Raw genomic sequence first — 13054 nt, 5'->3', positions numbered from 1 at the left:
GGATTGGTTGGCCTTCGGCCTGCTTCGCATCCGCTCCGTTTGTCATGACGAATTACCGGTTCGCCCGCGCCGCGCTCCGCCCCGCGATGTAACCGAAAGTCAGCGCCGGGCCGAGCGTCCCTCCCGCACCCGCATAGATCCCGCCGGTCGGGCAGGCGATCGCGTTGCCCGCTCCATATAGACCCGCGATCGGCTCGCCATTGTGACCGAGTATCCGAGCCTGCCCGTCGGTGCGCGGGCCGCCATTGGTGCCGAGCAGGCCCATGCGGATTTCGACCGCGTAGAACGGCGCTCGCGCGACGGGGCCTAGCGTAACCGACGTGCCTTCGCGGGAGCGGTCGCCGTAGAAGTGATCGTAGGCGGATGCGCCGCGCTCGAAATCGGGATCGTGGCCTTCCTTCGCATGGGCGTTGAACCGCGCGACGGTTGTCGAAAACACACCGGACGGAACGCCGATCGCCTCGGCCAGTTCGACCAGCGTCTCGGCGCGCGTCACCCAGTCGGGCACTGGCTGGCCGGGCAAGCGCGGGCCGATCGGGTAGCGCTCCACATAGTCCTCGTCGAACACCAGCCATGCGGGCAGGTTCGGGTAGTCGTAGCTCTGCGGATCGAACTGGTGGAATGCCCCCGCCAGCGCCGAGTAGTTCGCCGCCTCGTTGCAGAACCGCTCGCCCTTGCGATTGACCATCAGCGAATGCGGAACGGTGCGCTCGATCAGCACCGGCGCGGCGCGCTGTTCTCCGGTCGGCCACGGATTGTCGGGGATCACCAGTGTCGTCGCCCACCATGCCTGCGTCATGTTGCCGAGCTTCGCCCCGCTCGCCATCGCCAGCGCGAGGCCATCTCCTTGCGCGGTGGGCGGGCTGGCAGGCGCATCCATCGGGCCGCGCAGGAAGGTCTGGCGCTTGTCCTCGTCCCACTCGAACCCGCCGGTGGTAAGGATGACGCCCGAGCGCGCGCGAAGCTCGAAGGGATCGCCATTGCGCTTCCCCGCTATGCCGACGATCCTTTCGCCGTCGCGCAGCAGCTGTTTGGTTTCGACGTCGAGGACCGGCTCGATCCCGCGATCGAGACACGCCTTGAGCAAGCGACCGACCATCGCCTGCCCGAACCCGCGTTCGTTGCTCGCGATCCGGCGCTGCAACTCCTCGGGCGGAACAATGCCGCTGCCGCCACCCAATGGCGTTTCGCGCAGCATCATCGGCTTGGGCTCTTCGATCGCGGTGATGCGCCCGGCCCACTCGCCCAGTTCATCGAGCGAGAACAGGTCATGGTCCAGCGCCCGCCCGCCTTCGGGCTTCGCGCCCGGACGGTCGAGATAGTAGTCGGGATAGCCTTCGAGCAGCGCGACCTTGAGCGCACCTGCATCCTCGAGAAACGCCAGCGCCTCCGGCCCTTGGTCGACAAACGCCTCGAGCGTTGCGTCGACCAGATCGCCGTGATCGAGCGCGCGAAAATAGGCGAGCGCCTCCTCACGACTGTCGGCCATCCCGGCGGCCCGTTGGCGCGGATTGTCGGGCACCCAGATCACCCCGCCCGAAATCGCGCCGGTTCCGCCGATCCGGTCGAACCGCTCTATGATCGCGACCTCTGCGCCCGCTTCATGCGCGGCGAGCGCGGCAGTCATGCCGGCGGGGCCGCAGCCCAGGACGATCACGTCGGTTTCGGTCATCGCCGGTATCATCGCGTCACATGTCGGAGCGGCAATTGCTCATTTTAGCAAGGTGTGCCCGAAACCGGTTGCATCTAGATCGTCATTGCGAGTGGGAGAGTAAGCGATGAAACTTGAAGGGAAGGTCGCCGCGATCACGGGGGGAACCGCAGGGCTGGGGCGTGGGATCGCCGAAGCGTTCCTGGCCGAGGGCGCGAAGGTGGCCCTGTTCGCGCGCAATCCCGAGAAAGGCGCGCGGGTGATCGAGGAAATGCGCGTCAACCGCTCCGGCCCGGACCGCGCGATGTTCGTTGCCGGCGACGTGATGAACCAGTCGGATGTCGAAAGCTTCATCGACCAGGCGATCGAGCAATTCGGCACGATCGATATCCTCGTCAACAATGCCGGCGGGGCGGGCGATCTCCAGCCGCTGGTGAACCTGTCCGACGAGGCGTTCGACGAGGCGATGAAGTGGAACGTCTATTCGACCTTCTGGGCCACCCGCCGCGCGCTGCCGACGATGCTCGAGAAGGGCGACGGGCGGATCATCAACATCTCCTCGATGGAGGGCAAGCACGGCAAGCCGGTCTTCACCGCCTACACCGCCGCCAAGCACGCGGTGAACGGGATCACCAAGTCGCTGGCCCGCGAAGTCGGCGCGCAGGGCGTGACGGTCAACTCGATCTGCCCCGGCCTGGTCGTCACCGACATCATCAAGAACAACGGCCCCGCCACGGCCAAGGCGATGGGCATGGAATTCGACGCCATGATCGACATGTTCGCGCAGGAATCCGCGATCAAGCGTCCCAACACGGTCGAGGAAATCGCCGCCGTCGCGCTGCTGCTTGCGAGCAAGGAGGGGGCCGGGATCACCGGCGCACAGATCAGCGTGGACGGGGGAACGGCGCAATATTAGGGTGGTGCCATCATGAGCGAATTTGATTGGTCCTTCGCCATCTGGTCGATCGCGGTGTTCGTCGCCGGGTACCTGCTCGCGGCGCGGATCCACAGCTCGCCGACAGCGCCGCTCGATTTCGACAGATCGACCATATCGAGCGGTGCGCGTCAGCAGATCGAGCAGGCTTTGGGACGCGATGCGAAGATCGAGGCAATCAAGATCCTGCGCGCCGACACCGGGCTGGGTCTCAAGGACGCCAAGGCCGTGATCGACACATGGGAATCGAGCAGCGGCTCCTAACCTTCCTGCATCTTCGCCATCGCCGCACCTACAGCCGCTTCGATATCTTTCGCCTGCGGATTGCCGCGCAATGTCAGGCCGCCGTTGGGCTGGATGTTCTGCCCGGTGACAAAGGCAAAATCGGTGCACAGCCACAGACACGCATGGGCGACGTCTTCCGAAGTGTTCAGCCTCCCCAGCGGGTAACGCGGCGTGAAGGCGTCGACGAGGCCGGGCGTTGCGAAGGCGCCTTCGGTCATCGGGCTTTCGGTGAAGGCTGGCGAAACGGAATTCGCGCGGATGCCGAGATGCCCGAAATCGTTGGCTACACATTCGATCATCGCCTCACCCGCGCGCTTGGTGCCGATATAGGCCGCGTGATTGTTGATGAGCGCCTTGGTCGTCGCCGAGGATAGCGAGATGATCGATCCGCCGGTCGGCTGTTGCTCGCTCATCACCTTGACGAAGGCCTGCAGGAAGTGATGCACACCCTTGAATTGCAGCGCGCAAATCTGGTCGAGCTGCTCTTCGGTGGTCTCAAGCAGGTTGGAGAGCAAACCCCAGCCCGTGGTGTTGATCGCGGCATCCACGCGCCCGAATTCGGACTTCGCCTTGTCCGCCAGCGCGTGGACCTGCGCATGGCTGGTGATGTCGCACAGGGCGTAGGCGCCGCCGATTTCCTCGGCGATTTCGGCCAACACGTCTTCGTGCCGGCCAGCCACCATCACCTTCGCACCTTCGCTGGCGAACAGTCTCGCAATCACCTGGCCGATATTGCCCTTCGACGCTGCGCCCAGCACCACCGCGCTTTTGCCCTCAAGCTGGCCCATCCTCTCTCTCCTTGTTGTGAGAGGCCTATCACGACGGGTGCGACCTCTACCCTTCCCAAAAGTGTCCATTGTTCGCGACGCGGCCCCGTTCGATAGCCGCGCGACACAAGGGAGAGACGCCATGTTTCGAGGACCAGCCGCAGATCGCCAGGCGATCGCCGAGTTGAACGGCACCTATGCCGATGGCGTGGTGCGCTTCGATGCCGCGACGTGGGGTTCGGTCTGGGCCGAGGATGCGCATTGGAACCTGATGGGCAACACGGTCGACGGCAAGGAAGCCATCGTCGGCTTCTGGGAGCAGGCGATAAGCGGGCTCGACGCGGTGAGTTTCATCAACGTGCCCTGCATGATCGCAGTCACCGGCGACACCGCTACCGCGCGCGTCCAGACGCAGGAAATACTCAAGATGAAGGACGGCACGACCCGACATGTGGGCGGGCTGTATGAAGACGAGCTCGCCAAGATCGACGGCGAGTGGCGCTTCACCAAACGCGTATTCAAGATCGTCGCCGAATACGGCGCATAAGGGGCAGACAATATGGCCAAGATCGTCATTTCCGCGCAGATCGATCTCGATCCAGCACGACGCGAGGAAGCGCTTCGCAGCGCCAAGCCGCATATCGACGCCGCGCTCGCGCAGCCGGGCTGCATCCATTACGACTGGAGCGCCGACGGCAACAATCCGGCGCGGGTCAACGTGTTCGAGGAGTGGGAGAGCGAGGAAGCGCTGGCGCACCACTTCGCCAACGCCGCCTATGCCGGGATGCGCGACCATATCGGCCAGTTCGGCCTCACCAATGCGGCGAGCAAGAAGTATCGCGTCGATGCCGAAGGCCCGGTCTACAATGCCGAGGGCGTCGCCACAGAAAGCTTCGAATAGGGGCGTCCGACTGAACATCCTCGGAGCCATCCTTGCCGGAGGGCAGGCGCGCCGCTTCGGCAGCGACAAGGCGCATGCCTTGATCGACGGCGTCAGGCTGATCGACAGGGTCGCCGACGCGCTGGGATCGCAAACGACTGCGCTGATTGTATGCGGTCGCGACGAACCCGGCTTCGGCTGCATTCCCGATCTGCCCGCGCCCGGGTTGGGTCCGCTGGGCGGGCTGAACGCTGCGCTCGATTTTGCCGAAACGCATGGGTTTACCCATGTGCTGACGGCGGGTGTGGATTGCCCGAACCTGCCCGCCGACCTTGCAGCGCAACTGGCTGGCGAGGGTGCGGCGATCATCGAGGATCAGCCGGTTGTGGGGCTATGGCCGGTCGCGATTGCAGCCGATCTGGTCGAATTTCTCGCCGAGGGTGGGAGAGCGCTCTATGGCTTCGCCGACCGCATCGAAGCCCGGCGGATCGCGGTCGAACCGCCGCTGATTAACGTGAATTCGCCTGGCGATTTGCCGGGCTAATCCTTTTCGTCATTGCGAGGAGCCGAAGGCGACACGGCAATCCATGGCCGTTGCCCTCGGCTGATGCGTTCGGTCCATGGATTGCTTCGCTTCGCTCGCAATGACGAGCAAGTCTACAGCTTCAGCATCTGCTTCCCGCGGTTCTTGCCCGTGAACAGCCGCTGCAAGGTATCCGGCGCATTCTCGAAGCCCTGCTGGATATCCTCCTGGTACCGCAGTCGTCCGTCCTGCACGAACCCTTCGAGCCGCTTACGGATTGCCGGAAACTCCGCAGCCCAGTCGAGCACGATGAACCCCGCCATGGTCCCGCGTCGGAAGACGAGGTTGAAGTAGTTTTCGGGGCCTGCGGGGAGACTTCCGGTCTCGTAGCGGCTGATTCCGCCGCAGATCACCACGCGCGCGCCGGTCGCGATATTGGCCAGCATGTCGTTGAGGATCGTGCCGCCGACATTGTCGTAGATCACGTCGACGCCGCGCGGGCAGTGTTGCTTGATCTGCGCTTTCACATCGCCGGCCTTGTAATCGATCGCGGCGTCGTATCCGGCTTCCTCGACCAGCCATTTGCACTTGTCCGGGCCGCCCGCGATGCCGACCGCGCGGCATCCGGCGATCCTGGCGAGCTGGCCGACGACGCTCCCGGTCGCTCCCGCCGCGCCGGAGACCAGCACGGTATCGCCCGCGACCGGCTTGCCGACCTTGAACAGCCCGCAATAGGCGGTCAGCCCGGTCGTCCCGAGCACTGACAGCACTGCGGTGGGCGAAAGTTTCGTCTCGACCTTGGTCAGCCCCTCGCCATTGTGGACGAGATATTCGGTCCAGCCGGTCGTGCCGAACACCATGTCGCCGACCGCAAACTTGCCGCCATTCGACGCGACCACCTCGCAAATCCCGCTGCCGCGCATCACGTCGCCGATATTCATCGGCGCGACGTAATCGGCGATGTTCTCCATCCAGCCCTTTTGCGCCGGGTCGAAACCGAGATAGTGCGTCTTCAGCAGCATCTCGCCCTCGCCCGGATCGGCAAGCTCGGTCTCGGCCAGCTTGAAATCGTCCTCCGCGATTCCGCGGCCGCGCGGGTGGCCGTTCAAGAGCCATTGGCGAGTGGTGGTGGGCATGGGGCGTCTCCTTTGCCTGCTCTAATGCGGACCACCGCGCGCCGCCTCCACGGACAAAAGTGTCAGTCGGCAAAAGTGTCAGTCGCTGCACCGGCGGCTTCTGGTATCTTTTCCAGCAAAGGAGAGACCGCGATGGGTGTCGAGACACACAAGACCTTCTGCCGCTTCTGCCACGCCAATTGCGCGATGGTGGTCGATGTCGAAGACGGAAAGGTGCTCGAAGTACGCGGCGATCCCGACGACCCTGCCTTTGGCGGCTACACCTGCCTCAAGGGTCGCGAACTGCCGGATTCGCACAACGCCGCGCATCGCCTCCACCACAGCCTTGTCCGCGACGAAACCGGCGAATTCCAGGAAACCCCGATGCCCGAAGCACTTGCGCATGTCGCCAGCGAGTTGCGCCGGATCATCGACCAGCACGGCCCGCATTCGGTCGCGGTGTTCATGGGATCGGGCGGCTATCAGAACAGCGCCGCGATGGCCGCTTCGCTGAGCTTCGCGCAGGCGATCGGCACCCGCAATTTTTATACTTCGGTCACGCTCGACCAACCGGCCAAGGTGTTTACCACCGCGCGCTACGGCAAGTGGATGGGCGGGACCAACACGTTCAGCGAAAGCGACGTGACGCTGCTGATCGGCAACAATCCAATCGTCTCGCACTATTCGCCGCCGGGCGGGGTGCCGCCGTTCAGCCCGTCGCGACGCATCCGCGATGCCAAGGAGCGCGGGATGAAGGTGATCGTCGCCGATCCGCGCGAGAGCGACGTCGCGCGGCTGGCGGATATCTACCTGCCGGTGAAGCCGGGCGAGGACCCCGCGCTGCTGGCGGGGATGCTCAACGTCATCATTTCCGAAGAGCTATACGACCGCAATTTCGTCGCCGCGCATGTCGACGGGTTCGACGAACTGGCCGAAGCGGTGAAGGTGATGACCCCCGAGATTGCCGCCGAGCGCGCCGGGGTCGAGAAGGACCAGCTGGTCGCTGCCGCGCGGATGTTCGCGGGCGGATCGAAGGGCTGCGCGGTGACCGGCACCGGGCCGGAAATGGCTGGAAACGGCACGCTCACCGAATACCTCGTCACCTGCCTCAACACGATTCTTGGCCGCTTCAAGCAGGAGGGAGAGAGAGCCGCGATCCCCGGCGTGTTCACCAACACCAACGGGCCCAGGAGGGCGCAGGTCGGCCCGCCGGTGCCGATGTTTGGCGCCGAGGGCATGGCGAAATCGCGCTTCCGCAATCTCGGCCAGCTCGGCTTCGAAATGCCGTGCAATGTGCTCGCCGACGAAATCCTGACGCCCGGGGATGGCCAGGTGCGCGCGCTGATTTCGGTCGGCGGAAACCCGGTAGTCGGCTTCCCCGATCAGGCCAAGATGGTGCGCGCGCTCGACGATCTCGACCTGTTCGTCCAGATCGACCCATGGATAAGCGCCAGCGCCAAGCGCGCCGATGTGGTGCTCGCCCCGTCGCAATGCCTCGAACGCGAGGACATCACCAACCTGTCCGAATGGTGGCACGAGGACGCCTATGCTCGATATGTCGAGGCGATCGCGACTCCGCCGGGCGACGTGATCGACGAATACGAGATGTTCTGGACGCTGGCGCAGCACCTGGGCGTCACGATGCAGCTCGCTGGCGGTCCGCTGCCGATGGATCGCAAGCCATCGAAAGAAGAGTTTCTCGACCTGATGACCGCCGGTTGTCTGGTGCCGCCGAGCCAGGTGCGAAAGGATGCGCAGGCGGCAGGCGGTGCTGCGGTGATCTACGACGACAGGCACCCGGTGGTCGGCCCGGTCGAGGAAAGCGAGTTTCATCGCTTCGACTTGTCGGTCGGCGACATGCCGGGCGAATTGCTGCGCTATGCCGACAATCCGGCGGCGCGCGAGGGCTACGAATTCAAGCTGATCAGCCGACGTTCGAAAGCCCGGTTCAACTCGATCGGCCACCCGCTCAAGAAACTGCAGGAAAAGGCCACCACCAACCCGGCCTACATCCACCCCGACGACATCGCGGCTTTGGGGCTGGAAGAAGACGGGATCGTCGAGATCACCTCTCCGCACGCGACGATCCACGGGGTTGTGAAGGCCAGCGACAAGGTGCGCCGGGGCCTCGTATCGATGGCGCATGCCTATGGCGATGCCGATGCCTCGAAGGAGGATGTTCGGACGCGCGGCTCATCGACCAACCGGCTGACCAGCGACTCGGTCGATTACGACCCGATCACCGGGCAAGCGCTGCAAAGCGCGATCCCGGTGAAGCTGGTCGCGGCCTGAACCACTCAATCTGAACCAAGGAATTCCCATGCCCGACAATCGGCGCTTCCTCCTCCAGCGTCGCCCCGATGGCGAGCCGGTGCCCGAGGATTTCGACCTCGTCACCGAACCGACGCCTTCGCTGGCCGAGGGGCAGTTCCTGATCCGCAACCACTACGCCTCGCTCGATCCGGCGATGCGCGGATGGATGGACGCCGGGGGCAATTACATGCCGCCGGTCCCGCTCGGCGCGTCGATGCGCGCGAGCACGATCGGCGTCGTCGAGGAAAGCCGCGCCGAGGGTTCGAGCCGGGCCAGTGGGTGATGGGCCTCAACGCGCTGGAAGACTATTCGATCGGCGTCGCGGGCGGGTTTACCCAGCCGATCGACCCGTCGCTGGTGCCGAGCGTCACCAACTACCTGTCGATCTTCGGCGCGGTCGGAATGACGGCCTATTTCGGGTTCCTCGAAGTGTGCGAGCCGAAGGAAGGCGAGACCGTGCTTGTCACCGGCGCGGCAGGCGCGGTCGGTTCGTTGGTGGGGCAACTCGCCAAGATCCACGGTTGCCGCGCGGTCGGCATCGCGGGCGGTCCGGAGAAATGCGCGCGGCTGACCGAAAAATACGGCTTCGACGCTGCGATCGACTACAAGGGGAAAGACGAAGCCGCGCTTACCGCAGCCATCAAGCAAGACTGCCCTGCTGGCGTCGACGTGATCTTCGAAAATGTCGGCGGAATCATCCTCGATGCGGGGCTGATGAACCTCAACCTCTATTCCCGCGTCGGGCTGTGCGGGCTGATCAGCGAATACAACACCCGGCCGCGCGGCGCGCGCAATCTCTGGAACCTGATCGTTACGCGATCCTCGATCCGGGGCCTGCTGGTCATGGATTATGTCGAGCGGTTCCCGGAAGGCGCGGCGAAAATGGGCGAATGGGCCGCCGCCGGGAAGCTCACGATCGACGAGCATATCGACGAAGGGCTCGAAAACGCGTTCGACAGCTTCATGCGGCTGTTCGCCGGGACCAACGACGGCAAGATGATCCTCAAGATCGCCTGATGCGGTCGCTGCTCGTCCTGTCGGGTGGTCACTCCTACGAGGAAGAGCCCTTCGACGAGTTGATCCATTCCCTGGGTGACTGGGATGTCGCCCACCTGGTCCATCCCGACGCCGAACAGGCGGTGACCAACGGCGCGGCGGACTCGGCGGATGCGCTGCTGTTCTACGACATGGCGGGCTACACCTTCGCAGACGGGACTGTGGCAAGCCGACCGCCGTCTGAGGAATACAAAGCCGCGCTCACACGCCGTTTCGCTGCGGGCAAGGGCGCGGTGGCGATGCATCACGCGCTGGCAGGATGGGCCGACTGGCCGGAATGGCACCAATGGCTCGGCGGGCAGTTTCATTACCAGCCCGGCAGCCATGGCCCCGATTCGGGCTATCGCCACGATGTGACCTACACGGCAAAGGTGCTCACCGATCATCCAGTGACCGAAAGCGTGCCCGAGACCTTCCCGGCCACCGATGAGCTCTATCTCTGCCCGATCGACGAGGCCTCCGTCACCCCCCTGATCCGGGCCGAGGGCTTCGCCTTCGCCAGCGACAATTTTCATTCTGCCGCCAACGCCGTTGCGGGCGCCATGTTCAGCCGCGAAGGCTGGGACCATCCGCCCGGCTCCAGCCTCGTCGGGTGGGAAGCCAAAGCTCTAGCCGCCCCGCTCGTCTACCTGCAATTCGGCGACGGGCCGGAGACCTACGCCAACCCGCATGTCCGCCAGATCATCGCCAACGCGCTCAGCTACACCGCCGGAGAACAGAAATGACCCCGATCGAGACCATCGAAGCCTTCATCGCCGCATGGGACGAATACGACCTTGAAGAGATCTATTCGTTCATGGCCGACGATATCGAGTGGACCGACATGCCGCTTTCGACCGTCAACGGCATCGACCAGGTGCGCGCCAAGATGGCGATGTTCCCGGGGGTCGAGGCGTGCGGGTTCGACACGCACCACATCGCGGCCAACGGCAATGTCGTGCTGACCGAACGCACCGACTGGTTCCAGATGAAAGGTCGCAAACGCGTCATCAAGGTGATGGGCACGTTCGAGCTCAACGACGAGGGCAAGATCGCCAAATGGCGCGACTATTTCGACAGCGCCGAATTCCAGCGCGAATTCGGCGATCTGGCCGAGGGCTAGGCCGACCCTAACACATTCGCGCATCGCATCGCGCCCCTGCCTGTGGCTAGGAATCACACTCGCCATTTCGTGGGATGAAAGCCGCCGCCATGAACAAGCCCGAAGCGATCAAGGACACCAGCGTCTTCGCGCCGGAAACGTTGATCGACCCGTTCGCCTATTACCGCGCGATCCACGATGCCGGGATCGAAATCGAGCACCTGCCCGAGATGAACGCCTTCGTCGTCTACAGCTACGACCTGTGCAGCGAGGCGACCGGCAAGCCGGAAATATTCTCCAACGATTTCACCGTGCTGATGGGCGCGGAGGATGACGAGATCAAGGCGATCCTGGCCGATGGCTGGGACAATCCGCCGACCCTGCTGACCGCCGACCACCCGGTCCACACCCGCAACCGCAAGCTCGTCAACCTCGCCTTTTCGGCCCCGCGCGTGAACGCGATCGAGGCTGACATGCGCGCCAAGTCGATCGAGCTGATCGAAGCGATGGCGGACAAGGGCGAGTGCGAGTTCGTCGAAGCCTTCGCCATCCCGCTGCCGGTGGCGATGATCGCGCAGCAGATCGGGCTCGACAACGATCCGAAGCAGGTCAAGTACTGGTCGGACGCGGCGGTCGACCGGTTTAGCCAGCTGGCGACGCGCGAGCGCCAGCTCGAATGCGCGCGGGCCTTCGTCGAGTACCAGAAATACATGAAAGGCAAGATCGCGGAGCGGCGCGAGCATGGCGGCGATGACCTGCTGACCGACCTCGTCGAAGCGCGGGTCGAGGGCGAAACCCCGCTGACCGACGAAGAGATCATGTCGATCATGCAGCAATTCATGGTCGCCGGGAACGAGACCACCACTTCGACCATCGCCGGGTGCCTGCTGCAGCTGATCCGCAATCCCGACCAGATGGAAAAGGCCAGGGCGGCGGCGGGCGGGCGCGATCCCAAGCTGATCGGCAACATGGTCGAAGAGGCGCTGCGCTACGAGACCCCGACTGCGGGGATGTGGCGGATCGTGAAAGAGGATACCGAACTGGGCGGCGTTGCGATGCCCGCTGGCACGGTCGTGCAGCTGCGCTACGCCGCAGCCAACCGCGACCCGAAGAAGTTCGGAGACCCGGACAAATTCGACGTCGAGCGCACCAATGCCCGCGCCCATCTCGCCTTCGGCAAGGGTCCGCATATGTGCGTCGGCAACATGCTCTCCCGCAAGGAGATGCTGGTCGCTTTCGACGAGCTGCTGGAGCGGCTCGACGATTTTGCGATTGCCGATGAAAGCGGGATCGAAGTCCTGCCCAACATTCTGCTGCGCGGCGTGACCCGGCTGCCGATCACCTTCAACAGGAAGGCGGCATGAATTTCGACCTTTCCGAAGAACAGGAGCTGTTCCGCTCCAGCGTCGAGCGGTTCGCCGCGCCGATCGACGTTGAGGCACGACGCAAGCTGCGGCTCTCGCCAATCGGCTACGATCGCGAGCGCTGGACGCAGCTGGCCGAACTGGGGCTGATCGCGCTGGCGGCATCGGAAGAGGCTGGCGGGATGGGCGGATCGACCGTCGATCTCGCACTGGTGGCGGAGGCCATCGGCAAGGCCAATTCGCCCGATCCGTGGCTGGAAAACGGTGTTATCCCGGCGTTGCTGCTCGAGCGGGGCGGCGCGGACGGCGCGCTCGAAAAGGTGCTCGGCGGCGACCAGATTGCCGGCTTTGCTTGGGCCGAGCGGGCGCAGCGTTACAGCCTGACGGCGAAGACCATGAAGGCGGAAGGGACCACCCTGAGCGGCGAGAAGACGTTCGTGATGGGCGCGTTGCTCGCCGACCTGTTCGTAGTCACCGCAGACCTTGAAGGCGAAACGGCCTGTTTCCTCGTTCCGGGCGATGCCGACGGAGTCGACGTCCGCGCCTATCGGCTGGCCGACGGGAGCATTGCCGGAGAGCTCAGGCTGACCCGCGCTGCGGGGACGCAGATCGACGTCACCGCCAGCGCGCTGGACGCAATCGTCGCCGAAGCGCGGCTCTACGCCGCAGCCGAAATGGTCGGGCTGGGCCAGCGGCTGCTCGACGATACGCTCGCCTATATCAAGGAGCGCGAGCAGTTCGGGGTCGCGATCGGCAGTTTTCAGGCGCTGCAGCACCGCATGGTCGAGGCCTATGCGCGGATCGAGCAGTGCCGCTCGATGCTCTACCGCGCCGCGCTGACCGACCGCGCCGACACTCAGACGCTGATCCGCGCCGCGGCGGGAGCAAAGGCATTCATCGGCGAGAATGTCGATGCGATCGCGCGCGAAGCGGTGCAGATGCATGGCGGCATGGGCATTACCGATGAGCTTGCGATCGGCCATGCGATGAAGCGCGTGATGGTGCTCGCACGGCTGTTCGGCGACACCGACACGTTGTTGGCGGAATATGGGCTCGCCGAAAACGCGATCGCGGCCTGAGGGGTA

Annotated in this window: 15 protein-coding genes; 12 read left to right on the top strand and 3 right to left on the bottom strand. The window is 64.5% G+C overall.

The window, feature by feature from the left end; genetic code table 11:
- Positions 1–52: 52 nt before the first annotated feature.
- Complete coding sequence (locus tag KDC96_RS13765; RefSeq protein ID WP_212448962.1) at positions 53–1672, bottom strand: FAD-dependent oxidoreductase; 1620 nt, start codon at positions 1670–1672, stop codon at positions 53–55.
- A 106-nt stretch (positions 1673–1778) separates the two neighbouring features.
- Here KDC96_RS13765 and KDC96_RS13760 point away from each other — a divergent pair, with 106 nt between their 5' ends.
- Together KDC96_RS13760 and KDC96_RS13755 are read left to right on the top strand one after the other, a co-directional pair.
- Positions 1779–2567, top strand: coding sequence for an SDR family NAD(P)-dependent oxidoreductase (locus KDC96_RS13760; RefSeq protein ID WP_212448961.1), 789 nt, complete (start codon positions 1779–1781; stop codon positions 2565–2567).
- Between the two features lie 12 nt (positions 2568–2579).
- A complete protein-coding gene (locus KDC96_RS13755; RefSeq protein WP_212448960.1) occupies positions 2580–2849 on the top strand; it encodes a ribosomal protein L7/L12 in 270 nt (89 codons plus the stop codon).
- Here KDC96_RS13755 and KDC96_RS13750 read toward each other — a convergent pair.
- Complete coding sequence (locus KDC96_RS13750) at positions 2846–3658, bottom strand: SDR family NAD(P)-dependent oxidoreductase (RefSeq protein ID WP_212448959.1); 813 nt, start codon at positions 3656–3658, stop codon at positions 2846–2848. The genes KDC96_RS13755 and KDC96_RS13750 overlap by 4 nt on opposite strands.
- 121 nt (positions 3659–3779) lie before the next feature.
- Between KDC96_RS13750 and KDC96_RS13745 the strand changes: the two genes are divergently transcribed.
- Genes KDC96_RS13745 through KDC96_RS13735 form a run of 3 tightly spaced genes read left to right on the top strand, consistent with a single transcriptional unit; the run spans position 3780 to position 5061 of the window.
- A complete protein-coding gene (locus KDC96_RS13745) occupies positions 3780–4184 on the top strand; it encodes a nuclear transport factor 2 family protein (RefSeq protein ID WP_212448958.1) in 405 nt (134 codons plus the stop codon).
- Between the two features lie 12 nt (positions 4185–4196).
- The gene (locus tag KDC96_RS13740) at positions 4197–4538 is read left to right on the top strand and encodes a putative quinol monooxygenase (RefSeq protein WP_212448957.1); all 342 of its coding nucleotides are present in this window, start codon (positions 4197–4199) and stop codon (positions 4536–4538) included.
- Entirely contained in the window at positions 4504–5061 is a 558-nt protein-coding gene (locus tag KDC96_RS13735; protein ID WP_212448956.1) for a molybdenum cofactor guanylyltransferase, read from the top strand. Before KDC96_RS13740 ends, KDC96_RS13735 begins: the two co-directional genes overlap by 35 nt.
- Positions 5062–5174: 113 nt before the next feature.
- Here the strand turns inward: KDC96_RS13735 and KDC96_RS13730 are convergent, their stop codons facing one another.
- A complete protein-coding gene (locus KDC96_RS13730; RefSeq protein WP_212448955.1) occupies positions 5175–6176 on the bottom strand; it encodes an NADP-dependent oxidoreductase in 1002 nt (333 codons plus the stop codon).
- A 132-nt stretch (positions 6177–6308) separates the two neighbouring features.
- On the opposite strand from KDC96_RS13730, the gene KDC96_RS13725 reads away from it, so the two are divergent.
- The 7 genes from KDC96_RS13725 (at position 6309) to KDC96_RS13700 (ending at position 13048) form a co-directional block, all read left to right on the top strand.
- A complete protein-coding gene (locus tag KDC96_RS13725; protein WP_212448954.1) occupies positions 6309–8447 on the top strand; it encodes a molybdopterin-dependent oxidoreductase in 2139 nt (712 codons plus the stop codon).
- 28 nt (positions 8448–8475) lie between these two features.
- On the top strand, positions 8476–8751 hold the full coding sequence (locus KDC96_RS16725) for a hypothetical protein (protein ID WP_371815491.1): 276 nt from the start codon (positions 8476–8478) through the stop codon (positions 8749–8751).
- The gene (locus KDC96_RS13720; RefSeq protein ID WP_371815562.1) at positions 8751–9485 is read left to right on the top strand and encodes a zinc-binding dehydrogenase; all 735 of its coding nucleotides are present in this window, start codon (positions 8751–8753) and stop codon (positions 9483–9485) included. The genes KDC96_RS16725 and KDC96_RS13720 overlap by 1 nt, the downstream gene beginning before the upstream one ends.
- Entirely contained in the window at positions 9485–10249 is a 765-nt protein-coding gene (locus tag KDC96_RS13715) for a ThuA domain-containing protein (protein WP_212448953.1), read from the top strand. The genes KDC96_RS13720 and KDC96_RS13715 overlap by 1 nt, the downstream gene beginning before the upstream one ends.
- Positions 10246–10626: a limonene-1,2-epoxide hydrolase family protein gene (locus KDC96_RS13710; protein ID WP_212448952.1), complete on the top strand. Its 381-nt coding sequence runs from the start codon at positions 10246–10248 to the stop codon at positions 10624–10626. Before KDC96_RS13715 ends, KDC96_RS13710 begins: the two co-directional genes overlap by 4 nt.
- 89 nt (positions 10627–10715) lie before the next feature.
- Positions 10716–11969 carry a cytochrome P450 gene (locus KDC96_RS13705; protein WP_212448951.1) on the top strand — a complete coding sequence of 418 codons (1254 nt, stop codon included), beginning with the start codon at positions 10716–10718 and terminating at the stop codon, positions 11967–11969.
- Positions 11966–13048: an acyl-CoA dehydrogenase family protein gene (locus KDC96_RS13700; RefSeq protein WP_212448950.1), complete on the top strand. Its 1083-nt coding sequence runs from the start codon at positions 11966–11968 to the stop codon at positions 13046–13048. The genes KDC96_RS13705 and KDC96_RS13700 overlap by 4 nt, the downstream gene beginning before the upstream one ends.
- Positions 13049–13054 lie beyond the last annotated feature (6 nt).

The sequence above is a fragment of the Erythrobacter sp. JK5 genome, from assembly GCF_018205975.1.
Taxonomy (GTDB): domain Bacteria; phylum Pseudomonadota; class Alphaproteobacteria; order Sphingomonadales; family Sphingomonadaceae; genus Erythrobacter.
This window is presented reverse-complemented; position numbering and strand designations above follow the sequence as displayed.

Coding starts and splice junctions, on each gene's coding strand:
- KDC96_RS13765 (WP_212448962.1), bottom strand. CDS start 1,672: ATGACCGAAACCGACGTGATCGTCCTGGGCTGCGGCCCCGCCGGCATG.
- KDC96_RS13760 (WP_212448961.1), top strand. CDS start 1,779: ATGAAACTTGAAGGGAAGGTCGCCGCGATCACGGGGGGAACCGCAGGG.
- KDC96_RS13755 (WP_212448960.1), top strand. CDS start 2,580: ATGAGCGAATTTGATTGGTCCTTCGCCATCTGGTCGATCGCGGTGTTC.
- KDC96_RS13750 (WP_212448959.1), bottom strand. CDS start 3,658: ATGGGCCAGCTTGAGGGCAAAAGCGCGGTGGTGCTGGGCGCAGCGTCG.
- KDC96_RS13745 (WP_212448958.1), top strand. CDS start 3,780: ATGTTTCGAGGACCAGCCGCAGATCGCCAGGCGATCGCCGAGTTGAAC.
- KDC96_RS13740 (WP_212448957.1), top strand. CDS start 4,197: ATGGCCAAGATCGTCATTTCCGCGCAGATCGATCTCGATCCAGCACGA.
- KDC96_RS13735 (WP_212448956.1), top strand. CDS start 4,504: ATGCCGAGGGCGTCGCCACAGAAAGCTTCGAATAGGGGCGTCCGACTG.
- KDC96_RS13730 (WP_212448955.1), bottom strand. CDS start 6,176: ATGCCCACCACCACTCGCCAATGGCTCTTGAACGGCCACCCGCGCGGC.
- KDC96_RS13725 (WP_212448954.1), top strand. CDS start 6,309: ATGGGTGTCGAGACACACAAGACCTTCTGCCGCTTCTGCCACGCCAAT.
- KDC96_RS16725 (WP_371815491.1), top strand. CDS start 8,476: ATGCCCGACAATCGGCGCTTCCTCCTCCAGCGTCGCCCCGATGGCGAG.
- KDC96_RS13720 (WP_371815562.1), top strand. CDS start 8,751: ATGGGCCTCAACGCGCTGGAAGACTATTCGATCGGCGTCGCGGGCGGG.
- KDC96_RS13715 (WP_212448953.1), top strand. CDS start 9,485: ATGCGGTCGCTGCTCGTCCTGTCGGGTGGTCACTCCTACGAGGAAGAG.
- KDC96_RS13710 (WP_212448952.1), top strand. CDS start 10,246: ATGACCCCGATCGAGACCATCGAAGCCTTCATCGCCGCATGGGACGAA.
- KDC96_RS13705 (WP_212448951.1), top strand. CDS start 10,716: ATGAACAAGCCCGAAGCGATCAAGGACACCAGCGTCTTCGCGCCGGAA.
- KDC96_RS13700 (WP_212448950.1), top strand. CDS start 11,966: ATGAATTTCGACCTTTCCGAAGAACAGGAGCTGTTCCGCTCCAGCGTC.